28 protein-coding genes are annotated in these 22,106 nt (G+C 37.1%); 13 read left to right on the top strand and 15 right to left on the bottom strand.

The annotated features are described in order from the left end of the window. Positions 1-76 precede the first annotated feature (76 nt). Positions 77-1,423, top strand: coding sequence for a glucose-6-phosphate isomerase (locus C8270_RS10715; protein ID WP_106496820.1), 1,347 nt, complete (start codon positions 77-79; stop codon positions 1,421-1,423). Positions 1,424-1,667: 244 nt separating this feature from the next. Next, positions 1,668-2,831, top strand: a complete 1,164-nt coding sequence (locus tag C8270_RS10705) for a MalY/PatB family protein (RefSeq protein ID WP_106496818.1) — start codon at positions 1,668-1,670, stop codon at positions 2,829-2,831. 76 nt (positions 2,832-2,907) lie between these two features. On the opposite strand, the gene C8270_RS10700 is transcribed toward C8270_RS10705, so the two are convergent. Further along, positions 2,908-3,486 carry a superoxide dismutase family protein gene (locus C8270_RS10700; RefSeq protein WP_106496817.1) on the bottom strand — a complete coding sequence of 193 codons (579 nt, stop codon included), beginning with the start codon at positions 3,484-3,486 and terminating at the stop codon, positions 2,908-2,910. 612 nt (positions 3,487-4,098) lie between these two features. Here C8270_RS10700 and kapB point away from each other — a divergent pair. Further along, positions 4,099-4,512 carry a kinase-associated lipoprotein B gene (gene kapB, locus C8270_RS10690; RefSeq protein WP_234028546.1) on the top strand — a complete coding sequence of 138 codons (414 nt, stop codon included), beginning with the start codon at positions 4,099-4,101 and terminating at the stop codon, positions 4,510-4,512. 37 nt (positions 4,513-4,549) lie between these two features. On the opposite strand, the gene C8270_RS10685 is transcribed toward kapB, so the two are convergent. The 3 genes from C8270_RS10685 to C8270_RS10675 all read right to left on the bottom strand — a co-directional run bounded on the left by C8270_RS10685 (position 4,550) and on the right by C8270_RS10675 (position 6,617). Next, a complete protein-coding gene (locus C8270_RS10685; RefSeq protein ID WP_106496814.1) occupies positions 4,550-5,725 on the bottom strand; it encodes a cation:proton antiporter in 1,176 nt (391 codons plus the stop codon). Positions 5,726-5,731: 6 nt separating this feature from the next. Then, entirely contained in the window at positions 5,732-6,220 is a 489-nt protein-coding gene (locus C8270_RS10680) for a cation:proton antiporter regulatory subunit (RefSeq protein ID WP_106496813.1), read from the bottom strand. A gap of 133 nt (positions 6,221-6,353) precedes the next feature. Continuing rightward, on the bottom strand, positions 6,354-6,617 hold the full coding sequence (locus C8270_RS10675) for a phosphocarrier protein HPr (RefSeq protein WP_106496812.1): 264 nt from the start codon (positions 6,615-6,617) through the stop codon (positions 6,354-6,356). Between the two features lie 241 nt (positions 6,618-6,858). Here C8270_RS10675 and deoD point away from each other — a divergent pair, with 241 nt between their 5' ends. The 3 genes from deoD to C8270_RS10660 all read left to right on the top strand — a co-directional run bounded on the left by deoD (position 6,859) and on the right by C8270_RS10660 (position 9,002). Next, positions 6,859-7,566: a purine-nucleoside phosphorylase gene (deoD, locus tag C8270_RS10670; RefSeq protein ID WP_106496811.1), complete on the top strand. Its 708-nt coding sequence runs from the start codon at positions 6,859-6,861 to the stop codon at positions 7,564-7,566. A 134-nt stretch (positions 7,567-7,700) separates the two neighbouring features. Further along, positions 7,701-8,294, top strand: a complete 594-nt coding sequence (locus C8270_RS10665; protein ID WP_106496810.1) for a biotin transporter BioY — start codon at positions 7,701-7,703, stop codon at positions 8,292-8,294. A 237-nt stretch (positions 8,295-8,531) separates the two neighbouring features. After that, on the top strand, positions 8,532-9,002 hold the full coding sequence (locus C8270_RS10660) for a divergent PAP2 family protein (protein WP_106496809.1): 471 nt from the start codon (positions 8,532-8,534) through the stop codon (positions 9,000-9,002). A 36-nt stretch (positions 9,003-9,038) separates the two neighbouring features. Here the strand turns inward: C8270_RS10660 and C8270_RS10655 are convergent, their stop codons facing one another. The 3 genes from C8270_RS10655 to C8270_RS10645 form a co-directional block, all read right to left on the bottom strand. Beyond that, positions 9,039-9,695, bottom strand: coding sequence for a 3D domain-containing protein (locus C8270_RS10655; protein ID WP_106498518.1), 657 nt, complete (start codon positions 9,693-9,695; stop codon positions 9,039-9,041). A gap of 96 nt (positions 9,696-9,791) precedes the next feature. After that, positions 9,792-10,103 carry a YuiB family protein gene (locus C8270_RS10650; RefSeq protein WP_106496808.1) on the bottom strand — a complete coding sequence of 104 codons (312 nt, stop codon included), beginning with the start codon at positions 10,101-10,103 and terminating at the stop codon, positions 9,792-9,794. Between the two features lie 175 nt (positions 10,104-10,278). Then, the gene (locus C8270_RS10645; RefSeq protein ID WP_106496807.1) at positions 10,279-11,499 is read right to left on the bottom strand and encodes an NAD(P)/FAD-dependent oxidoreductase; all 1,221 of its coding nucleotides are present in this window, start codon (positions 11,497-11,499) and stop codon (positions 10,279-10,281) included. Between the two features lie 320 nt (positions 11,500-11,819). Here C8270_RS10645 and C8270_RS10640 point away from each other — a divergent pair, with 320 nt between their 5' ends. Further along, positions 11,820-12,803, top strand: coding sequence for an NAD(P)/FAD-dependent oxidoreductase (locus tag C8270_RS10640; protein ID WP_106496806.1), 984 nt, complete (start codon positions 11,820-11,822; stop codon positions 12,801-12,803). A 196-nt stretch (positions 12,804-12,999) separates the two neighbouring features. Here C8270_RS10640 and C8270_RS10635 read toward each other — a convergent pair whose 3' ends face one another. From C8270_RS10635 to C8270_RS10625, 3 genes are all read right to left on the bottom strand, one after another. Continuing rightward, positions 13,000-13,356 (bottom strand): HesB/IscA family protein, encoded by a 357-nt coding sequence (locus C8270_RS10635; RefSeq protein WP_106496805.1) that lies wholly within the window; start codon positions 13,354-13,356, stop codon positions 13,000-13,002. A 76-nt stretch (positions 13,357-13,432) separates the two neighbouring features. Then, positions 13,433-14,290 (bottom strand): diaminopimelate epimerase, encoded by an 858-nt coding sequence (dapF, locus tag C8270_RS10630; protein WP_106496804.1) that lies wholly within the window; start codon positions 14,288-14,290, stop codon positions 13,433-13,435. Positions 14,291-14,308: 18 nt separating this feature from the next. After that, positions 14,309-14,638, bottom strand: coding sequence for a YuzD family protein (locus tag C8270_RS10625; RefSeq protein ID WP_106496803.1), 330 nt, complete (start codon positions 14,636-14,638; stop codon positions 14,309-14,311). A gap of 166 nt (positions 14,639-14,804) precedes the next feature. Between C8270_RS10625 and C8270_RS10620 the strand changes: the two genes are divergently transcribed. After that, a complete protein-coding gene (locus tag C8270_RS10620; protein WP_106496802.1) occupies positions 14,805-15,029 on the top strand; it encodes a NifU family protein in 225 nt (74 codons plus the stop codon). A gap of 121 nt (positions 15,030-15,150) precedes the next feature. Here C8270_RS10620 and C8270_RS10615 read toward each other — a convergent pair whose 3' ends face one another. Together C8270_RS10615 and C8270_RS10610 are read right to left on the bottom strand one after the other, a co-directional pair. Further along, complete coding sequence (locus tag C8270_RS10615; protein WP_106496801.1) at positions 15,151-16,116, bottom strand: 2-hydroxyacid dehydrogenase; 966 nt, start codon at positions 16,114-16,116, stop codon at positions 15,151-15,153. 24 nt (positions 16,117-16,140) lie between these two features. After that, a complete protein-coding gene (locus C8270_RS10610; RefSeq protein ID WP_106496800.1) occupies positions 16,141-17,115 on the bottom strand; it encodes a hypothetical protein in 975 nt (324 codons plus the stop codon). Positions 17,116-17,213: 98 nt separating this feature from the next. On the opposite strand from C8270_RS10610, the gene C8270_RS10605 reads away from it, so the two are divergent. Continuing rightward, positions 17,214-17,720 (top strand): phosphatidylglycerophosphatase A family protein, encoded by a 507-nt coding sequence (locus C8270_RS10605; protein ID WP_106496799.1) that lies wholly within the window; start codon positions 17,214-17,216, stop codon positions 17,718-17,720. A 135-nt stretch (positions 17,721-17,855) separates the two neighbouring features. Here C8270_RS10605 and C8270_RS10600 read toward each other — a convergent pair whose 3' ends face one another. Then, entirely contained in the window at positions 17,856-18,626 is a 771-nt protein-coding gene (locus tag C8270_RS10600) for a TIGR01457 family HAD-type hydrolase (protein ID WP_106496798.1), read from the bottom strand. 27 nt (positions 18,627-18,653) lie between these two features. Beyond that, the gene (locus tag C8270_RS10595; protein WP_106496797.1) at positions 18,654-19,091 is read right to left on the bottom strand and encodes a DUF86 domain-containing protein; all 438 of its coding nucleotides are present in this window, start codon (positions 19,089-19,091) and stop codon (positions 18,654-18,656) included. A gap of 129 nt (positions 19,092-19,220) precedes the next feature. Here C8270_RS10595 and C8270_RS10590 point away from each other — a divergent pair, with 129 nt between their 5' ends. Both C8270_RS10590 and C8270_RS10585 read left to right on the top strand, forming a co-directional pair. Next, positions 19,221-19,502, top strand: coding sequence for an SAV0927 family protein (locus C8270_RS10590; protein WP_106496796.1), 282 nt, complete (start codon positions 19,221-19,223; stop codon positions 19,500-19,502). 94 nt (positions 19,503-19,596) lie between these two features. Beyond that, positions 19,597-19,884, top strand: coding sequence for a hypothetical protein (locus C8270_RS10585; RefSeq protein WP_106496795.1), 288 nt, complete (start codon positions 19,597-19,599; stop codon positions 19,882-19,884). A gap of 119 nt (positions 19,885-20,003) precedes the next feature. On the opposite strand, the gene C8270_RS10580 is transcribed toward C8270_RS10585, so the two are convergent. Next, the gene (locus tag C8270_RS10580; RefSeq protein WP_106496794.1) at positions 20,004-20,279 is read right to left on the bottom strand and encodes a YutD family protein; all 276 of its coding nucleotides are present in this window, start codon (positions 20,277-20,279) and stop codon (positions 20,004-20,006) included. Between the two features lie 158 nt (positions 20,280-20,437). Here C8270_RS10580 and C8270_RS10575 point away from each other — a divergent pair, with 158 nt between their 5' ends. Next, the gene (locus C8270_RS10575; protein ID WP_106496793.1) at positions 20,438-21,007 is read left to right on the top strand and encodes a YhcN/YlaJ family sporulation lipoprotein; all 570 of its coding nucleotides are present in this window, start codon (positions 20,438-20,440) and stop codon (positions 21,005-21,007) included. 130 nt (positions 21,008-21,137) lie between these two features. Further along, positions 21,138-22,097, top strand: coding sequence for a M23 family metallopeptidase (locus tag C8270_RS10570; protein WP_442785799.1), 960 nt, complete (start codon positions 21,138-21,140; stop codon positions 22,095-22,097). The last annotated feature ends 9 nt before the right edge of the window (positions 22,098-22,106 follow it).

Genomic DNA, 22,106 nt, shown 5'->3' with positions numbered 1-22,106 from the left:
TTTATAGACGTACATTCTTGATTTAACAGCTTTCATTCGGTAAATTTAAAGTGAATGCTTTTTTAGGAGGATAAAAATGACACATATAACATTTTCATATGAAAAAGTACTTTCGTTTATGGATAAATCTGAAATTGAGAACCTAGATCAATTCGTTTTGTCTGCACACAACGCTATCCATAACAAAACAGGTGCAGGTAATGACTTTTTAGGCTGGGTTGATTTGCCCGAGTCCTATGATAAAGAAGAATTTTCGCGAATTACGTCAAGTGCAAAAAAAATTCGCCAAGATTCAGATGTGCTACTTGTCATCGGAATTGGTGGATCCTATCTAGGGGCGCGTGCAGCAATTGAAATGTTAAATCACTCTTTCCAAAATTTGCTGTCTGATAATGAGCGAAACAGCCCGCAAGTAATCTTCGTTGGTCATCATATGAGTTCCACTTACATGAACGATTTGTTTGATGTCTTGGAAGATAAAAATGTATCCATTAATGTTATCTCAAAAAGCGGTACAACAACTGAACCAGCGATTGCCTTTCGGATATTCAGAAAATACTTAGAAGATAAATATGGAAAAGAAGAAGCAAAAAAACGTATTTATGCAACTACCGATAAGGAAAAAGGTGCATTAAAAACATTAGCAGATAAAGAAGGCTATGAGTCGTTCGTGATTCCGGATGATGTCGGTGGCCGCTATTCCGTTTTAACTGCTGTGGGACTCTTGCCAATTGCTGTAAGTGGTGTGTCAATCAACGAGATGATGCAAGGTGCCAATGACGCAAGAAAAGATTTGGCTGACCCTACCTTAGAAAATAACCCAGCATATCAATACGCAGCAGTCCGAAACATTTTATATAATAAAGGAAAGACAATTGAGATGCTCATTAACTATGAACCACAATTGCAATATTTTGCCGAATGGTGGAAACAATTATTTGGTGAAAGTGAAGGAAAAGATCAAAAAGGCATTTTTCCGTCATCTGCTAACTTCACAACTGACCTTCATTCATTGGGACAATATATCCAAGAAGGTCGACGTGATTTATTTGAAACGGTTCTTTACGTTAGCAAGGCAAAACATGAATTAACTCTAGAAGAAGACGAGCAAAACTTGGACGGACTTAACTATTTGGCTGGCAGAACAATTAGCGATATTAATCAAAAGGCATACCAAGGCACACAATTAGCTCATACAGATGGAAATGTCCCTAACTTAACCATCGAAGTGCCTGAACTAAATGCATACACGTTTGGCTATTTAGTTTACTTTTTTGAAAAAGCATGTGCCATAAGTGGATATTTATTAGGAGTCAATCCATTTAACCAACCAGGTGTTGAAGCTTATAAGAAAAATATGTTTGCCTTATTAGGTAAAAAAGGCTTTGAAGAAGAAAAAGAAGCTTTAGAAAAAAGGCTTTAAAGTTTGATCAATGTTTTATATCAAAAAAAGTTGCAAAGAGTTCGCTATTCGGATGATGAACAACAACAAAAAAATAAAAAGTTTTTACCAAAAAAGGGTTTATCTTTTTTGAGACCGGGTAATACTATTATTGTAAGACTTTCTCGTATTCCCCCTGTAAGCAAAGCGTATAAGCGCTTTGCTTTTTTTTATTCATTTTTACGATATAATAGTATTAAAAATGGGATTATTTGGAGGGCTATTAATGGGTAATTTTGATTTGATACACAATCGTAAAAACACACGGTCCGTAAAATGGGACTTGCTAGATTCCATATTCCAATCGTCTGACGTATTGCCGATGTGGGTCGCTGATATGGATTTTAAAGCACCACAGGAAGTAGTCGATGCAATCGTTAAGCGGGCAGAACATGGCATCTTTGGCTACACAGTTATTGATCAGGATGTAAAACAGGCAATTGTAAACTGGGTAGGTAAACGACATAATTGGCCTATCAAACAAGACTTCCTTACGTTCAGCCCTGGTGTCGTAACAAGTTTACATATGGCTGTTCAAACATTTACCGAACCAAATGACAACATTTTAATTCAAACACCTGTCTATACGCCATTTTATCATGTTATTGAACAACATGGTCGTAATGTAATTAAGAATCCGCTTGCACTGCAGGATAATCATTATCAGATTGATTTTGTGGACTTTGAAGAAAAATTAAAATCTGGTGTAAAGGCATTTATTCTCTGTTCCCCACACAATCCAGTTGGACGTGTTTGGCGTGAAGAGGAGTTGCAAGAAATGGCTCGGCTTTGCTTGAAATATGACGTCACCATTATTTCTGATGAAATCCATGCTGATCTTACTTATCCGGATTACCGCCATATTCCAATTGCCTCTCTATCAGCAGAGATTTCCGAGCAAACCATTACATGCATGTCACCATCTAAAACATTCAATTTAGCAGGATTACAAGCATCCTATATTATTACGGAAAGCAAAGAGAAACGCGAGAAATTGACTAACCAGCTTAGTATTCAAGGTCATGGTATGCTAAATACATTAGGTAACACTGCATTAGAGGCTGCCTATACTTACGGTGAAGCTTGGCTCGATGAATTAAAACAAGTGCTTCAGGAAAATCACGATTATGTTGTAGACATGTTTAACAAACATACAAGTTTAAAAGTGATTCAAACGGAAGGGACATACTTACTTTGGATCGATTGTAGTTCATTACAATTGGATGCCGATGGGCTGAAACAGTTTATGATTCAGCAAGCAAAAGTAGGGCTAAATGAAGGGGTTTCCTATGGTGAAGAAGGAAAAATTTTCATGCGCATGAATATTGCCTGTCCCAAAGCTATTTTAGAAGACGGGGTTAAACGAATCATTGATGCGGTTAACAACTAGTAAAACTTTTCGTGAAATATGTTATTTCACCGATAAACAAACAGCTGCTTGCTCTTTATATTGAGCAAGCAGCTGTTTATTTATCTTTTTGTTTTTCATTGAATTCTGTTGGATCTGTCGGTGTTTTTTCCTTACCTGCTTTTGGATTTGCCTTTATTTCACCACATGCGACTCTTGGCCCTGAATCCCCACTCGGCTGACTCACACCATCATCTTGCTGCTTATGGATAACAATTGACGTTCCATCCTCTTTTAACAGCGACTTTTTACCATCTAAAAGTGTTGCACCAGCAATCATCAGCTCCGCATCGGCAAGGCCATCTGCATCAGCCTCAATATTTGGCATATCGCCTAAGTGTGCCCCCTCAGGAGACATTAATCCATGCTCTTTCCCTTCTGGATCATAATGATTTCCAGCACTTTTAAAATCGGGACCTTTGCAGCTTGGGAACTCATGGACATGAATCCCATGCAATCCTGGTGTTAACCCTTCCAACTTTAATTTCACTTTAACACCATCAGGTTGCTCTGTTAAAGCAGCCGTTCCAATCAAATCACCTGACTTATTATACATATCAACAGATCGTGCTGTCTCTGCATCATCACCTTGACATGATGAAACAAATAAGATGAGAAGTATAACAATAAAACGCATGTAAGTTGCTCCTTTTGTATCCACTTTTTACTAAGTATCAACAAAAAGAACCCCTTCTATTCAATACGAAAGGGATTCGTTACTTTCATTTATCATCATTTGTATGATTTGTATAATTTGTATGATTTGTTTGATTATACTGTTGGTCTACTTTACGAGCTTCTTTCTTGGAATGTTTGTAAAAAAAGTACATTACGACACAAGCTACTATCATAAATACTAGAAACTCAATAATAGCTGGAATGTATTCTGATTTATCATCTGGAAAATAAAGAAATTCCATCATTGTCACTCACGTCCTTCTACTAGATTATAGCAAACTTTAATCATTCACTAAAGGTAAAACACCAATTATTAGCCAAGCAATTCATTTTTTGGCACAATGAATGTATAAGAGAGTCAAAAAGGAGGATAAAAAGGACCGAGAAGTTCGAGGCGGCGTAGTTTCGAGCAGCGGAATGTATGCATTTAAATACATGAGCAGCGGAGAAACAAGCCAACGAGCTTCCACAGGAAGTGGTGACTTCGACGTTCGACACAGGACGTGTCGGAACTTAGTTGAAGTTCCCCTTAACGATGTGTCATTTTTACCGGACTTTTTGAACAACCTCTATGAAGGAGATGGTAAATATGACAGTTCATGTTGGGGATATTGTTCGAGCCCATTATAATTCTGGAGTCTACATAGGAGAAGTACAGGAAGACAGAGGAGAACGATTTTTGGTTATGGTGTTAGCCGTGATGAAACACCCAATGCAAGGTGATTTGCACCATCCGGGAGTTATCGATGATAGTGTTTTCTTTCACGAACGAAAAGCTTTAGCACATTACGAAAAAATGAACGTCGATAAAGCAGTCGTTTACCCGTACGACGATGAAATTCCTGATTATCATACATCACTGAAAACTGCATTAGCAACAATGAAAGAAAAACTAATAAAGAAAGATAACAACTTTAGCCAGGAAGCACTCAAGAAATTACAAGATATAGAAGAAAAATACTATCACAAAAGCTACTACAAATAAAAATTAGGACGGCCTATAGCAGGTCGCCCTTTTGTTATTAAGTTGGAACTTTTAGGTTTCTTTTTTTCTTTTCAGGTTTTCCGTAAATCTTTGTTGTAATTTTTGGTGCATAATTAAATAACATCATCCCAATAAATGCTGATGCTACGATATAAATACCACCAAAAACTTTTATCGACCCAACCGCTACACCTGCAATAACAACGGAAAATTCACCACGTGCGCACAAGGACAGACCAGCCCTTAACGACACACGCTTGGAGAGTCCATATAATTTTCCACCTATTGTACCTACCAGAACTTTAGCGATTACTGACCATACAATAAGGACTATAAGTAATATCGGTAGCGGGATACCATTTCCTAGATTGATGGTTGTCCCAAAATAGACAAAAAAGGTTGGAAGCATAAGGTTTTTGATTGGTGTAACAGTTCCCTCTATCCGCTCAATTTTACCAATCTCAGCTAACATGACACCTGCTAAAAACGCCCCAAGTACTTCGGATAGTCCTAGAAACACTGCTAAACCACCATAGGTAACAGCAATTCCAACTAGTAATACAATTTTAAAGTCCTCATCTTCAATTTTAAGCAAAAATTCCTCAAATCGTTTAAATAATGTTTTACTTAATAAAACAGCCACCAATGCAAGCCCAACTATTTTTCCTAATAGAATCATTAAGTCTGACCCAGAAAAAGTATCTCCTGAGCTTAACGCAATCAAAATAGCTACAATAATTGGTGCTATTAAGTCTTCAAAAATCAGAATTCCTAACACGTATTCCGTTTCGACGTTAGCCATTCTTCCCTTGTCATCTAGAAGTTTAGCTGTTATGGATGAACTTGTTGCATAGGCCAGACCGCCAATCAAAAAGGAAGAAAACCAATCCATGCCAAATCCGAAAGCAATGATCATCGTTACACCTAGACTAAGCCCAACGTCTAATAAACCAGAACTCCAGATCTTTTTGGCAATGCCGCCTAAGCGTTTTGTATTAAATTCCAATCCCAGCAGGAAGAACAGTAACACAATCGCAATTTCACTTGCAAAGTGCAATATCCCATGATTGTCAAAAAAGCCTGCTAATGCGATCCCAAATAAAATATACAAAATAACATTTGGGAAGTTTGTTCTTAATCCAATAAAACCAAGTAAGAAAATTCCTAATAAGATCATTCCTGCATCTAATAAAGCCGGAAGTTCACTAAACAAACTGCATCATTCCCCACCCTTACAAAGCTCTGTTAACGATGCTATCTGATCATCTTTTCCAACTGACATAAGTACGTCTCCTGGTTTTAATGTTGTGTCAGCCTCTGGGATGGCGATAACATCCTCTCCATGTACAATACCAATTATCGTTGCACCGGTTTTATTTCGAATATCTGACTCCTCAATGGTTTTAAATACAAGGGAAGATTTTTCTTTCAACGTGATATAGTCAACGATAATCTGACTTTTAAACATGCGCATTTTTTCAACGTCAACAGGTTGATAGGTTGCCCCTAATAATTGTGCGGCCAGTTCCCTCGTCTCATCCGGGGTTAAATCCATCGCAAAATCTGCTTCTTCCCCATCCGCATCCTCGAAGAAATAAAGTTCCCGTTTTCCAGTATGATGAACAATAATAACAAGCAAATTATCCTCAGATGTTTTAAATGAGATTTTCTGACCTATTCCAGGCAATTGTGATACAGATACATTCATATTGTCACCTCATATTCCATTACTAATCTATTCTAGTATAGACTTTAACCGTTAATTAATGATTTGTAAATGCGATATTTTAATCGGAAAAATAAAAAGCTAGAGGAATTGAATTTCTCTAGCTTAAACTTCACTATTCACCTAAATGTTCTTTTATAACCGCTTCGACACCTTCAAGTGCGTCAGCTTCGTCATTACCAGTTGCGATAACCTTAATTTCGGCATCTTTTGGAATACCTAAAGACATAACACCCATGATTGATTTAAGGTTAACTGTTTTACCATTATATGCAACCTCAACCTCTGATTCATACTGTCCAGCTTTATTCACCAACAATGTTGCAGGTCGAGCATGTACACCTGTATCTGCAGTGATTGTGAATGTTTTTTCTTGCATTGTATCTCATCCTTCCAATTGTAATAAATATACGTATGTACTTCATTAACATACATTTTTGCTCGTCATTAACTCAAATCATTTTATAAAAAACGTGAATGAATGAACTATCTTTATTATATACAATTCCTCACATTTATGAAACAAAAAAACCCTACTATAAGAAAGAAATTTGTCTTTAAATTGGTGTTGTGATAACGTTATTTTGTAAGAAAAGCAAAAAATGTAGGAGGTTCAATGGATGAGTGTACATATTGGTGCTAAAAAAGGCGAAATTGCCGATAAAATCTTGTTACCGGGGGATCCACTACGGGCAAAATTTATTGCAGAAACATTTTTAAAGGATGTAACGCAATACAATAATGTTCGAGGTATGTATGGTTTTACCGGGACGTATAAAGGTGAAAAAATATCTGTCCAAGGAACGGGCATGGGAGTTCCTTCAATTTCAATTTATGTTAATGAACTTATTCAAAGTTATGATGTTCAAAAATTAATTCGTGTTGGGACATGCGGTGCGATCCAGAAAGATGTTCAAGTTCGCGATGTTATTTTAGCACAGGGATCAACAACTGATTCACAAATCAATCGCATGGTGTTTAATGGAATTGATTATGCGCCATTGGCAGATTTCAACTTATTAAAAGATGCATATGATGTAGGTATAGAAAAAGGACTAAATCTACGGGTAGGAAATGTCTTTACAAGCGACACTTTTTATCGCGATAATGCAAAAGAGCTTAATGAGTTATTAGCCAAATATAAAGTTTTAGCAATTGAAATGGAGACATCCGCTTTGTATACCCTAGCAGCAAAATTTGATCGTCAGGCTTTATCAGTTTTAACAGTTTCAGATCACATCCTAACTGGCGAAGAGACGACAGCAGAAGAACGCCAAACTACCTTTAATGACATGATGGAAATTGCTTTGGATGCAGCAATTAAATAAAAGTCTGTCCCCACCGTGCTAGCGTGTTAGCTGGTAGGGACAGTGTTTCCTAATTGTAAACCATATCAAAATTAAGTTGACAATGTGACACCTTCTCCCTTATGATTACCTTACAAGGAAGGGAGAGAATACATATGAATGGTTTACGTCCATTAGATCTAACATTTGGTGCTGTATTCGTCTGTTTAATGGCAATTGGTGCTAATATAGCAGTATGGTTTCCTATATTAGCTGTCCCAATTGGCGGGGCATCTGTACCGTTATCATTACAAACTTTTTTCGCAATTTTAGCAGGGTTAATGCTTGGTAAAAAACTCGGAACCATTTCAATGATCACGTATATACTTGTTGGGGTTGCTGGTGTCCCAGTTTTTGCAGGGATGTCTGCTGGACCAATGGCATTAGTCAGTCCTACAGGTGGATTTATTATTTCTTTTATTTTTGTAGCATTTTTTGTCGGGTTGATCACCGATTTTAGTAAAAAACCATCCATTCCATTATACACAGCCGCAGCGGTTATTGGATTGGCAGCAAATTATGGAATTGGTGTTACCTACATGTACATTGCGATGAATACCTGGTTGGAATTAGATATTTCTTATATAGTTGCATGGACAAGCATGATCCCATTTTTAATAAAGGATGCCGCCTTAGCTTGCCTTTCCGGTGTGTTCATGGTTAATTTAGCCAAACGAATTCCAGCCAGATGGTTGACTGCTAAAATTTAAATAAATAATAAGTACAAGGATATTTCCACGGGAAGTATCCTTGTTCTTTTTTATAAACAGGGGTTTACTGCTAGTTATTGTGCGACAAAATTACTTTTCCTCCATTCGCTCGCCTGTATGCTTTTCATTATTCTGTATGATACTATAATCAGCGATTTTTTTTAAACGCCCCTTGCAGTTTTCCCATAGATGAACAGCAAGCACAGGCCTAAACTAGAAAGGAGGTTTCATCTATTCATGAGCCTTTTCACAAATTTCCCCTTATGGGCTGCATTGATCGCAATTGCCTTTGCACAAATAATAAAAATACCGATTCATCTCATTGCAACAAAAGAATTTAAGCCAAGTTTGGCCTTTAGTACTGGTGGTATGCCAAGTAGTCATTCCGCCGCTGTTGCTGCTTTAACAACCGGCATCGGGATCATGGAAAACGTAACCTCTACAGTTTTCGCTGTTTCATGTGTTTTTAGTATTATTACGATGTTTGATGCGACAGGTGTACGCAGACAAGCTGGAGAACATGCTATTGTATTAAATCAAATGCGCAAAGATTTTCTCTATTTTGTTGAAGGCGCAAAAGATTGGAAGAAAAAAGCAGAGTATGAGAAACGCAAGGATTTAAAAGAACTTCTTGGTCATCAGCCAATCGAAGTATTTTTTGGTGGATTAACTGGAATATGCATCGCATTTATCCTTTACCTTTTATAAAAAACAGGCATACATCATTGTATGCCTGTTTTTGGGTTAACTTTTTGTGATTTGCTCGCGAAATACCTGTAATGCCTCGTTTTCATTCCATTCAATAAGCTGTTCTTCGCTTAGGTTGCCATCACCCATTTCAACGATGTACACCTCTACTTCTTTTTTACCCCATTTTTCATATACGTCTTCAACCGTAGGGTAATATAGATCGATTTCATTGCCGTTGATTGCGCCACCTTTATCCGCAACAACCCCATATCCGTAATCAGGAATAAACATAACGGTTCCAACCGGATAAACACTTAAATCAGCTGCGATGGTAGAGTACAAATCACGTTTAACCTGTACACCGGAATACGTAATCCCATATTCAGGGTGACCAGGTGATTTACCCGTCGATTCAACTCCTGCTGTGTAACCTGTTGCAACAACAGTGGTACTTGGATACTGTTTAGCATTAATCGCTTCTTCCAATGTTTTTGGCCCTTCGATCTGTTCACTGGAAATATATCTTTTTGGCTCTTTTTTATAGTTTAATGTTTTTTCTTGAAGTGTAACCTGTTTCCCAGTGAGAGATCCCTCTGGAGCAACGGATGCATATGGTACATCTTTTTCAACCAATGCATGGACATCTGTTAAAGTGACGTTTGAAATACTAGAAATCGTCGTATAAAATGCAGCTAAAAACAGTAGAAACATTCCTGTTCTTCGGAAAAATTTAATTTTTTTCAATGATAACACCTCTCTGGATGTCATCATTTCCAATCTAGCAACATTTTATTCAAACATATTTAATTAAAACATTTGATAGCCACTTTTACGAAGAAATTTAATAACAAATCCCGAGACAATTGTTCCAACAAAACCAGCAACTAAAATTGTTATATCAACCGGTGTTAAATTTACTACCCTTGTGAGTAATTGTGAGAACGAATCACCTGGATCTTTAAAATATTGCGTCGTTGCAATATTATCGACAATCATGATGACAATTATCGGATAAATATAGGACATTAACCATGTACGTCTTAACAACATATTTAGGATAAATGCAATCCCAAAAAATATGACGAAAAATAATAATATAGAAACAACAAACTGAATCAACGCTGTGTCCCCCTCATTCGCGATCTATTTACACAAACTCCATTCTATAATAAAAAGGAATAAAAGCAAAGGCAGCAAGATTGCCTTTGCTTTTTTAAAGATAAGATAGTATATAAATAAAGACCTTATTTATATTAACAACAGTGTAAGTCGCGTCCAGCTCTAGTGCCTTAACTTAATAAAAAATATTGAATTTGCCTTTTCTCATTAATAGACTTAAACCGCCTAGCTTTAATAAATAACGATTATCGATCATTTTCTTCATGACCGTTGCTTTAAAGCCAAACAACTTTCGTTCATTCAAAATAACACCTATTGCATCGTTATGTCCAAGTGATGCGACCGTGCCAAGAATTTTTGGTTCAAAATGTTTTAGTTCCTGCGTCCCTTGTACAAGCTTCTTTACGTTTTGTGCTACTGTTTGGGACTCTTGAATCGCGATTTGTGCCGTTGGTGGGTATGGATGTCCGCTTTCTGGATTCGTAATTAATGCACAATCACCAAGCACAAACACATCATTGTAACCTGGTGCGCGCATATCCTTTTGTACTTCAACTTTACCTCGATTTGTCACAAAACCAGATTTTTCCACAACTGTATTAGCACGGACTCCAGCCGCCCAAACGGTTGTTAATGTTGGGACCTCTACTTGTTTGCCATCTTTTTCGTAAACGATGCTCTCTGGTTTACATTCTTTTAACATTGCACCAGTTACAAATTCAACACCACGTGATTCTAGTGAGTTCATCGCATATTCAACAAGCTGTGGGTCAAACCCAGGTAATACAGTTGGTGAACTTTCCACATTAATAATCCGTACCAAATTCTTATCAATATCATATTCTTTACACAATTCCGGAATCCGGTTAGCCAGTTCACCAATAAACTCAACCCCGGTAAATCCGCCACCGCCAACAACAATGTTTAAGCGTGCTTGATTTTTTTCCTGTTCGTTATGGTACATTGCGAAATTATACTCAATGTGTTCCCTGATTACCCTTGCATTATTAATATTGCCTATTGTGAAAGCATTTTCGATTAATCCTGGGATACCAAACGTAGCTGCTTCAAAACCAAGAGCCACAACCAAAATATCATATGTCAGTTCCCCATGCTGCAATTTAACTTTTTTTTCATCGGTTTTTACTTTAACTACTGTATCTCGAACAAAATTAATTTTATTCGTATTAACAACTTCTTTTATTGGAATGCGTGTACGGTCATGATGCAATGTACCGGCCGCATTTTCATGTAACCAAGTCGTTTGGTAATGATAGTTATTTTTATTAACAAGTGTAATGGTTGCCTCGTTGATTCCTAATGATTTTTGCAGCTTTACAGTAGTCATCATCCCACCATAACCTGCACCTAGAATCACTATATTCGGCTTTCTCATTCATTCATCACTTCCGTCTGTAAAATTTTCCGTATTCCCTATGTGACATAATTCACGTAAAATAACATAAGAAAAACTTAACATCCGCCAAGTATGTAATCTTTGAAATGTTTTTGTCACACAATCGTAATATACTAGATCCAAACAATATCTTAGCCTTTTTCCTGGTACTTTTCAACCCTATTCATTCATTTATAAAATTAAAAATTGAAGCTGTTACAGAAAATTGACCATCATGCTCAGTAAAACACATAGCATATCTCTTTATGATAAAATTAATATGTCGTAGTATAGTAACTATGGAATGGAGGAGCTTATTAATGTCAGAAAAAATATATGATGTAACAATTATTGGTGCAGGTCCGACTGGCTTATTTACTGCCTTTTACGGTGGCATGCGCGATGCAAGAGTAAAAATAATTGAAAGCTTGCCTCATACTGGTGGGCAATTGACGGCCTTGTATCCTGAGAAAGATATTTATGATGTTGCAGGATTTCCCAAAATTCGTGCCCAGGAACTGGTCGATAACTTAGAGGAGCAAGCTAATCTGTTTGATCCGACCATTGTATTGGGACAAGCGGTCGAAAAGGTAGAACGTCTGGAAGATCAGACACTTAAACTAACAACAAACAAAGAAACACATTATACAAAAACCATGATCATCACAGCCGGAAATGGTGCATTTCAGCCGCGGAGATTGAATGTTGGTGATTTTGAAAAGTTTGAAGGGGTTAATTTACACTACCATGTTAAGGATATGGATCAGTATAAAGACAAGCATGTTATGTTGCTTGGTGGTGGTGACTCTGCAGTTGACTGGGCTTTAATGCTTGAGACAATTGCTAAAAAGGTAACACTCGTACATCGACGTGATAAATTTAGGGCTCATGAACATAGTGTTGAAAAATTAATGGCATCGACGGTTGATGTTTTGACGCCTTTTACACCAAGAAGTATTACAGGCAATGACACAATTGAAAAGGTAACATTAGAAGAAGTAAAAGGTGATCGTGAAATTGAGTTGGATGTTGATTCCGTGTTATGTAATTACGGTTTCGTTTCTACTTTGGGTCCAATAAAAGATTGGGGCTTAGAAATAGAGAAAAATAGTATTGTTGTGAACACGAAAATGGAAACAAATATCCCAGGTATCTATGCTGCAGGAGATATTGTTACATACCCTGGAAAGATCAATCTTATTGCCACTGGATTTGGGGAAGGGCCAACAGCAATTAATAATGCCAAACAATATATTGATCCGAAAGCTAGGGTACAACCGAAGCACTCAACAAGCATGTTTTAATTATAAGCGGGACAGTCCCTATTGCTTTAGTACATTCGTAAAGCAATAGGGACTGTCCCAATTATAAGTTTGCTTATATGGGAACAAAAGATTTATCAGTTATGTATGTAATCTAAACAAATTCAACTAGTAGGCAATCATCAAAAATATGCCAAAATAAAAGCCAGAACGCCTACATAAGCGCCCTGACCTCTCATTAACATTTCTCTGGAGTACCTGCTCGATCCTTCGCTTTAAATGAAGACCCACATCCACAAGAAACGATAGCATTCGGATTATCGATTGAAAATCCTCCACCCATCATATTTTGTTTGAAATCGATTGTTGTTCCTTCAATAATCGGGATATCCTGTTTAAAGATAGTAACAGGGATACCGTTTATTTCATCAACCATATCCAATTCTTCATTTATATCATAATCAAACCCTAGAGCATAAGATAATCCGCTACAGCCGCCACCTTTTATTCCAAATCTAAGGCGAACATTTTCTTCTTCGTCTTTCATCATTTCTTGCACCTGTTCAATTGCTTTATCAGTAAACGTAATAACCATTCCATGTCCTCCTTCTCTAATTTAAGATGATCTTTACTTACTAGTATACAAACAGTTTCGGCATGATTCAAATTATTCATTTCATGTAAAATACACCAGTTGCTATCGTTTCTGCTCCACCAGTCATCCAAACTGACCCATCTGAATCCCATCGAACAACTAAATTACCACCACTTAAATGTACACAAATCTTTTCATCTTTTTTCATATAACCATTTAAAATTGCTGCTACAACTGCTGCACATGCTCCAGACCCGCAGGCTTGCGTTACACCAGACCCCCGTTCCCAGACACGAAAATTCATTTCATGTTCTGACAACACTTCTACAAACTCCACGTTAACACCCTCTGGAAAGCACTTATCTTTTTCAATAACGGGACCTAGATCATATAATGGTGCCTTATCAATTTCATCAACGAAAAACACGGCATGCGGGTTGCCCATGGAGACTGCTGTAACTTCCAGTTGCTGACCGTCAATTAAAAACGGCTCTGCCACAACGAACGGTTCATTTTCCCCAGCCATAGGAATCGCAGCACGGTTTAGTGTTGGCTTACCCATGTTAATCGTAACATCCTTTATATCATCATTTTCATCAAGGCCAACGATCACATCAACAACATTTGCTTTCGTCTCAATCCGAAAATTTCGAAATGGAACAATTTCATTCTCACAAACGTATTTTGCAACACAGCGCAACCCGTTGCCACACGTTTTTCCTTCCGATCCATCTTTATTAAAAATACGCATTTTAACTTCAGCCACATTACTTGGTTCAATCAAGATCAGTCCGTCAGAACCAATGCCGGTATGCACATCAGCCACCTGCATTGCAAGTGGCACTACTTTATCCTCTGCGATACTAAATCGAAATAAATCAAGATAAATATAATTATTGCCTAATCCATGCATCTTTGTAAAAGGTATTTTCATTACGTTTTCCTCATTTTTTTATGCTAAAAGTTCAACTCCATTAGTATCCAGCGCATGATAAATCGTCTTTAGTCTAGGAATTCCTTCCGCAACCATTTCGTCATTAACAAACACGATTGGAAAAAACAAATCCTCTGTAAGTACACGTTGGGCAAATTGTTTATGCTTTTCTATTTCTGGTGGTTCATTTATATCTACATACTCATATTCCACAGTATTGGTATCATATTTCCGAGCAACTGCTGCTTGAAGCCATTCGTACGTATCCTTTGAGCCTGGAGCACCGACACAGCTTGCGCAAATTTGTTCAGCCCCATAAATTGTTATCGTTACTTTCTTCATCCCCATTTATAAAACCTCCACCAACATAGTTACTTTTATTTTACAAAAACTTTTATAAAAGATAAAATGAAAGTATCTGTTATACTAAAAGTAGCTGTCCAAAAAACATAATTTCTAATAGATTTTTTTCATAATGCAGCTTATAATATAATTAGAAAGGAGAAGATGGATAATGCAAGAACAAGTTCGCGAAGTGTTAGAAAAATTACGTCCATTCCTACTGCGTGATGGTGGAGATGTGGAATTAATTGATGTTGATGATAATGGCATTGTACTTCTTCGTCTTATGGGAGCATGTGGAAATTGCCCAAGTTCAACCATCACTTTAAAAGCTGGAATCGAACGTGCATTAATGGCTGAAGTTCCAGGTGTTACGGAGATTGAACAAGTATTTTAAAACATAAAAGTGGCAGACACCTCCATGAAGGTGTCTGTTTTTTTATTAGGCTGTTTTAAAAGATTGTTGTTTTTGTAGAAATATCTATGCATATATTTCTTCAAAAGTAGCCCGTATACACTTATTCCACTGGTGTTACTGGATCCTCGCCATTAAGCACGTGATGGATATTTTCCAAACAAAGCTTCATCATATCGATCCGTGTATCGACACTTGCTGAACCAATATGTGGCAGACAAATAACATTCTCCAAATTTAATAATGGATGATCCACCCCAATCGGTTCATTCGCAAAAACATCTAAACCGGCTGCAGCAATTTCTTTTGTACGCAATGCTTCATACAATGCCTGTTCATCAACCACTTTACCACGGGAAACATTTATAAAAATTGCTGTATCCTTCATTTTATGGAACGTTTCCTGATGAAATAGCTTTTCCGTTTGCTCTGTTAATGGTACTAACGATACAACAAAATCTGATTCCTCTAATAGTTTATCCATGTCTGCATATGTTGCATGCAATTCATGCTCAGCACGTTTATGGCGTGATCGATTATGATACAAAATCTCCATTCCAAATCCACTTGCACGTCTTGCTACTGCCTGCCCAATACGTCCCATTCCGACAATTCCTATTGTTTTATTATGAATATCTGCTCCCGCAAGCATGAATGGTGACCAATGCTTCCACTTACCTGCTCTTATATAATCACTTGCTTCTACCACTCTTCTTGCTGTCGCCATTACTAATGTGAAAGCTAAATCAGCTGTCGTTTCCGTTAATACATCAGGTGTGTTGGTAACGATAATGCCTTGATCCTTTGCCGACGTTACATCAATATTATCATAGCCCACTGCCATGTTCGCTATGACTTTCAACTTAGATGCGTTTTCTAAACACTGCTGATCAACTTGCTCTGTCAATAAGCAGAACAACCCATCCACATGTTTAATCTCTTCTAACAAAATATCTCTTGGCACCGGTTCAGTTGCTTTTTCCCACATTCGAATATCAATAAATTGCTTATATGGTTTTATTACTTCATCTGGAATTTTCCTTGTAATATAAATTCGGGGTTTTTCCATGTATGCTCACCTCTATTCTACACTCTATAGCCAGTGTAACACAGGAATCTGTAATGCTTCAGGATCAACCGCAACTTCCGTGAAAAAGTCGCGTAAACGCTCTTCATATACTGTTTGCTGTGCCATCAATTTGGTCAAATCCGTGTAGACCTGATCATATTCTTGAGAGTCAAATCCACGCTTCAAACAATCATAAATATGGATAGGAAAAATTAATCTGGCATACAATAATCTCCAGCTGAATACAGATAAAGGACGAATCAATTGATAATCATGAAGAAACGACAATACTCTTTCTGTACTGTTCTTATCATTTTGCAGGAAATAAAAACGAATATTTTCCGCCAAATCCCTTGCTGGATGATCATATACTAATTCATCCGTCCAAAATACCGGTTTTGACATGCTATTCGCAAAACGCTGAAACGAAATTGTTCCTTGATCAACTTCATCAAACCGATATTCCTGTTCCGTTTCCTGCACATATTGAATGGCATTTTCACTAATACCGACAATATACGGCAAAATATCCATGACAAACCGATAATAGTCAGATGGATGTTTCTCTGCTTCTTGCATTAGTTTATTTTCATATATCGTCAATTTGTTTATCCATAACTGTTTCCATTGGCCGTAACTGGATATCTCGTGTGGTTCGTAACGATACATTGCGCCAACATGATGAAACGCTGCCAGTTGTTTTCCCTGAGATAAACCGTTCTGATCCTTCAGTTGATTGACCTGTAAAACAAGATAATTTTCCCCCTGATAGTGAAGAATCCATTCACCATGTATAGTTGGTATCGGTATGGCCATTTCTGTATAGTTATTTTCCGCCAAGTAATATGCTAGTGCTGCCTGCTCCATATGGATAACTTCCTTGTTGTCAGCTGAAATGATAAAATAGGTATGATCAGCACTTTTGTACCCTTTCCGTTGATCCAGTATGATTTCCGCTTCAATTTGGACATCATAATATGTAGCAAGTAAGTGCTTCAAAAAGATCCCCCCAGTAAATATCTATTTGTTTTAGTCTATGTGAATGAATAGAACTTTTTAACTTATAAACGAGAAAATTACTTAGAAAGGTGATTGTTATGGATACAAAACAGAGTGAATTGGAAGTAAAAGCAAGGGAATGGTTGAAAGAGCGAGGCGTTACAATAGATGACATTGCAGAACTTGTCTATTATTTACAAGCGAAATACCACGACGATTTAAGTATGGAAGAATGCGTTTATAATGTTGATCGCGTGCTAACGAAAAGAGAAGTTCAAAATGCCATCTTAACTGGAATCCAACTTGATAAACTTGCCGAGGAAAAGAAATTGGATCACCCACTTCAGGAAACAATTGAAGTTGATGAAAGCTTATATGGAGTAGATGAAATTATTGCCTTATCAATTGTTAATGTGTACGGTTCCATTGGGTTCACGAATTATGGTTACATTGACAAACAAAAGCCTGGAATACTTGAGCATTTAAACGATAAATCAACCGGTGAATGCCATACATTTTTAGATGACATTGTAGGGGCAATCGCTGCGGCAGCATCCAGCAGACTTGCACACGGAACAGCTGATGGTAAAAAATTAGACGATTAAAACAAAAGCTCCAGTGCCCGTATCTCACTCGGCGTTGGAGCCGGACGTGTCTTATCCTAACCGAGAACAAATTAGAGCCCAATTTTATACTTTCCTTACTTTATAAAAGGGAGTGCATTGGAACTGCACTCCCTTTTATATTTTCTCTATCCATTCCCCTAAATGCTGTACATGATAAGTTGGCTTCTTGTCCAGTTTTGGAAAGTCTTCATATGGAGTTACACCAGTAAAGACCATTAGCGTATCAACTTCCGCATGAATGCCAGCAAGGATATCCGTGTAATAATTATCTCCAACCATTAATGTCTGATCCTTTGAACTCCCTAGCGAAGTTAGTGCCTCATCCATAATAATTTTTTCGGGCTTGCCAATAAAAATCGGTTCCTTGCCAGTACTTACTGTTATAACAGAAGTAATGGCACCATTTCCCGGAATTAGACCACGCTCAGTAGGAATTGCTACATCACTATTCGTTGAAATAAACTGTGCCCCATTACGGACTGCTAAACACGCTTTTGCCAGCCTTTCGTAATTAACGGTCCGATCAATTCCTACGACAACAAAATCAACCGCTTCATCTGTGATCGTCATGTTTTCTTTTTCTAATGCATCACATAGACCTTCTTCACCAATAACAAAACAGCGTGCAGCCTTTTTTTGTCGTTTGATGTACCTTGCCGTTGCCATACTGGAGGTGAAAACGCACTCCGGAACCGCCTTAATCCCCAAATTCTGTAACTTTTCTGCAACCTGCACTTGCGTTTTAGCTGAATTGTTGGTTAAGAATAAATGAGGTATTTCCTTTTGATACAAGGCCTCAATAAATTCAGCTGCTGCTTCTATCCGTTCGTCTCCGCGATACATTGTCCCGTCTAAATCGATTAAATAAGCATTATAATTTCTCACGTGCGTGCCTCACTTCTACGCGCTGTATTACTCATTGGAAAATGCATTTGCCACACCTAATTCATTGTTAAGGTAATGTCTTACATGTGGACCAAATTGTTCTAAAACAGGTACATTATCCAAAATAGTGTTACTTAATTGTTCGTGATCAATCGTTGTATATTCTTTCACGACCATTTTCCGTAGTTGAATCATTTCCTTATATGAAGCTTCATCTTCTTTAGGTATTACTTTTTCATCAATTAAAATATCAATGATATCATCAAAACTTCCTGGATCGCGCATAATAAAACCATCTATCATCATATTCCCAACATCAAGCATTGACTCAATGATCATATGAGCAATGCGTTCCAAACCAAGCTTTTCCATAAAAGATGCAAAAGAATGGTGTTTTACTTCTTCCAATAGACTTTCCATATATGTAAGTGTTTGCTCAATTTTACTACGATCAACAAAATACATTTTCTTTAACCTCCATTTGTCCATGTAAGAATACTATATCATATTTCAAATGAACGATTAAACAAAACGTGGTATAGTGAAACAAATGTTTAAAAACGTTATTTGTATTAAATTGGAGGATGAATATTATTGAGTACAAATTTTGATTATTTAAGAGATGAGACAATTGAAAAACAAGTCAGATATGTTAGTTTTATGGGAAAGTTTCACCGCTACGATTTTGCCTTTATTGATGACAAAGATGACCCAAAGAAAAAAATTGTCATCGACTTACGCAAAAATCATTTCTCTATCTTAAGCAGACAAGATATTGAGAAGCCTGGTGAAATGGAACACGTTTTTCACGTTACTGAAATGGAGGCAGATGAACTGCGAATCTTTTTAATGGAGATATTTCAATCGCAGAATTAGGTGATACTTTTTTCAAGGAAAAAAAGATACCAACAATTGGCATGATGAACCTTTCTATTTTAGCAAAGGCTATAATCAGAAGGGGTGAATGTTAATGGGAGAAAAAGATAAAAAGAAATATTCGAATTTCTCAAATGTAAACAATATAAAAAACCATTTAATTCCTGAAGAGTTTCCTGAAGGTCCAGTAGGTTCGCCTATTAATGAAGAGAAGCCCGTAACTACAAGTAAATCAACACCGTGGACGGAACACCAACGCCGCCAAAGTGCATTTGTATATCCTTACAAGGAATTGCATGAGGACTTGCCACGGCAAACACCTGGTTCTCACCCCATCCACGACGAACCAGACGATGTCAATCCGCAACAGGAGGAACAGTAATTTTATAATTGGTGGAAATCGGCATAATGGCCGATTTCTTCTTTGTTTGATTATAGTATAACAAAATTCGGCACCCGCAATAAACAAGGCAAATGCCGAACTTTTTTGCGAAGAAAGCTTTATTTATCAACCTTTTTCATTACAAAATAAGCACAGCCAAAATTGCAGTATTCATAAAGATAATCATCTAATGCACTAATCTTTGTATCAAAAGAAGCTTTGTTGTTTTGATCGTCATAAAACCCCTTTAATCGTAGCTGATCATATCCCCAATCCCCTACAATAAAATCGTATTTCGCTAAAATTTCTGAATAACGATCGTTCAGTGCAGACTCTTGAAAGGCATTTTTTATGTTTTCGATGATTTCATAATTTTTTCCTTGTATCTCTATCACAGATTTCACCCCACTTACACAATTTATAGTTTATCACATTCAACCAAGTCATAACCAGAAATTTCAAAGTCAACTCTTCATATTATCTGTATGATTTTTTCATGACACCACAAACTAATAGGTAAGGGGAGAAATCATTTTGCTTGAGGAGGATAATCATGAGATGGAAAGTTTTACTACCATCCGCTTTAACATTGGGCATTATAACTGGATGTAATGGGACAGATGATGCTGCCAGTGAACAACAGCAAATTGTGAATGAATTGGATCCAGCAAAAGAGCAAGCACCAACAAACGAAGAAATGGATAATAAACTTGGCTATGTTCGCTACAACAAAGATCAACTTAATAATGATACAGAACAAAATCATTCTGTTCGTCTGGACCGTACACAAATGGCAAATACGATTACGCGAATGATTTTGAGGAACGATGGCTTTGATGAAGTTGCAACACTTGTAACCGATGAAGAAGTGCTAATCGCTTATCAAAAAGAAGATCAACTTGATGAACAAACTGCTGCTGATATCGCAAGTAAAACAGCCAAATCAACAATGCCTGGTTTCTTTGATGTATATGTATCAGATAATAAAACACTAATGAATGATATCCATAGCCTGCATAACTCAAGTACACGAAATAAAAATTATGATAACACAATTGACAAGATTATAGATGAAATGAAAAAATCCCCGCAAGGAACCCGCGACAATACGGCACAGCAATAAAGAGGGGTCCCTAAAATGGGACACCTCTTTTATAATTTTTTAAATAAGAAAAACTTCGGACCTGCTATAGACGGAATGAATGACAAGTTTTTCTAAGAATATTCACATGTGGATTTTGAGGTGACAAGGATTGTTTACAAAACGTACTTATTTTCTACCTGTTTTTTGTTTATTATTCCTGATATTGCCCATTGATCATGTACATGCTACGGAATCGATCTATAAAAAAAGAATGGCCTTATATGAGAAAACAGAGGCATTAACACAAATTCCTTGGTATTATATCGCCGCCATTGATCAGTATGAACGCAATATGGAAGATGACTCAGCGTCAGAAAATCTGGTTTCCATTTCCTTTCCAACTGAATTGTGGTATGGGTTAGGAAATAGTGCCATGATAAAAGATGAATCCATTATTGAATTTTTTAGTGGGATTGGTAAAGATGGAAATGGAGATAGTAAAGCTAACCCAAACAACCCAGAGGACGCTTTATTTACAATGGCCAATTGGCTTTTGCGCTATGGCCCGACAAAAGATGATATAAAAATTGGACTGTGGCATTATTACAAACGTGATTTAACGGTGCAAACCATCATGAGTACAGCAAAGGTATTTAAAACATATGGTAAGCTTGAATTGAAAACACGCGATTTTCCGGTATCCATTAAGTACAATTATAGTTATCGCAGCACTTGGGGAGACAGACGAGGGTTCGGTGGTGTACGTATCCACGAAGGTACAGATATTTTTGCTGGATATGGTACACCTGTTAAATCAACAACATATGGTGTAATCGAAATGAAAGGCTGGAATTTATATGGTGGCTGGCGTCTTGGAATAAGGGATATCAATAATATTTACCATTATTACGGCCATTTAAGTGGGTATGAGGATGATATTCAAGTTGGCCAAGTTGTTAAACCAGGAGATTTACTTGGAAGTGTTGGTTCTACTGGTTATGGACCACCAGGGACATCAGGAAAATTCCCACCCCATTTACACTACGGAATGTATAAAGACAATGGTTATAGTGAATGGTCATTTGATCCATATCCTTATTTAAGAAAATGGGAGCAAATGGCTAAATAATAAAGTTAG

It is taken from the genome of Lentibacillus sp. Marseille-P4043 (genome assembly GCF_900258515.1).
Lineage (GTDB): Bacteria > Bacillota > Bacilli > Bacillales > Amphibacillaceae > Lentibacillus_C.
This window is presented reverse-complemented; position numbering and strand designations above follow the sequence as displayed.

Excerpts from the sequence above, each read along its gene's own strand:
- C8270_RS10715 (WP_106496820.1), top strand. The coding sequence starts at position 77 with ATGACACATATAACATTTTCATATGAAAAAGTACTTTCGTTTATGGAT.
- C8270_RS10705 (WP_106496818.1), top strand. The coding sequence starts at position 1,668 with ATGGGTAATTTTGATTTGATACACAATCGTAAAAACACACGGTCCGTA.
- C8270_RS10700 (WP_106496817.1), bottom strand. The coding sequence starts at position 3,486 with ATGCGTTTTATTGTTATACTTCTCATCTTATTTGTTTCATCATGTCAA.
- kapB (WP_234028546.1), top strand. The coding sequence starts at position 4,099 with ATGAAGGAGATGGTAAATATGACAGTTCATGTTGGGGATATTGTTCGA.
- C8270_RS10680 (WP_106496813.1), bottom strand. The coding sequence starts at position 6,220 with ATGAATGTATCTGTATCACAATTGCCTGGAATAGGTCAGAAAATCTCA.
- C8270_RS10675 (WP_106496812.1), bottom strand. The coding sequence starts at position 6,617 with ATGCAAGAAAAAACATTCACAATCACTGCAGATACAGGTGTACATGCT.
- deoD (WP_106496811.1), top strand. The coding sequence starts at position 6,859 with ATGAGTGTACATATTGGTGCTAAAAAAGGCGAAATTGCCGATAAAATC.
- C8270_RS10665 (WP_106496810.1), top strand. The coding sequence starts at position 7,701 with ATGAATGGTTTACGTCCATTAGATCTAACATTTGGTGCTGTATTCGTC.
- C8270_RS10660 (WP_106496809.1), top strand. The coding sequence starts at position 8,532 with ATGAGCCTTTTCACAAATTTCCCCTTATGGGCTGCATTGATCGCAATT.
- C8270_RS10655 (WP_106498518.1), bottom strand. The coding sequence starts at position 9,695 with ATGTTTCTACTGTTTTTAGCTGCATTTTATACGACGATTTCTAGTATT.
- C8270_RS10645 (WP_106496807.1), bottom strand. The coding sequence starts at position 11,499 with ATGAGAAAGCCGAATATAGTGATTCTAGGTGCAGGTTATGGTGGGATG.
- C8270_RS10640 (WP_106496806.1), top strand. The coding sequence starts at position 11,820 with ATGTCAGAAAAAATATATGATGTAACAATTATTGGTGCAGGTCCGACT.
- C8270_RS10635 (WP_106496805.1), bottom strand. The coding sequence starts at position 13,356 with ATGGTTATTACGTTTACTGATAAAGCAATTGAACAGGTGCAAGAAATG.
- dapF (WP_106496804.1), bottom strand. The coding sequence starts at position 14,290 with ATGAAAATACCTTTTACAAAGATGCATGGATTAGGCAATAATTATATT.
- C8270_RS10625 (WP_106496803.1), bottom strand. The coding sequence starts at position 14,638 with ATGGGGATGAAGAAAGTAACGATAACAATTTATGGGGCTGAACAAATT.
- C8270_RS10620 (WP_106496802.1), top strand. The coding sequence starts at position 14,805 with ATGCAAGAACAAGTTCGCGAAGTGTTAGAAAAATTACGTCCATTCCTA.
- C8270_RS10615 (WP_106496801.1), bottom strand. The coding sequence starts at position 16,116 with ATGGAAAAACCCCGAATTTATATTACAAGGAAAATTCCAGATGAAGTA.
- C8270_RS10605 (WP_106496799.1), top strand. The coding sequence starts at position 17,214 with ATGGATACAAAACAGAGTGAATTGGAAGTAAAAGCAAGGGAATGGTTG.
- C8270_RS10595 (WP_106496797.1), bottom strand. The coding sequence starts at position 19,091 with ATGTATTTTGTTGATCGTAGTAAAATTGAGCAAACACTTACATATATG.
- C8270_RS10585 (WP_106496795.1), top strand. The coding sequence starts at position 19,597 with ATGGGAGAAAAAGATAAAAAGAAATATTCGAATTTCTCAAATGTAAAC.
- C8270_RS10575 (WP_106496793.1), top strand. The coding sequence starts at position 20,438 with ATGAGATGGAAAGTTTTACTACCATCCGCTTTAACATTGGGCATTATA.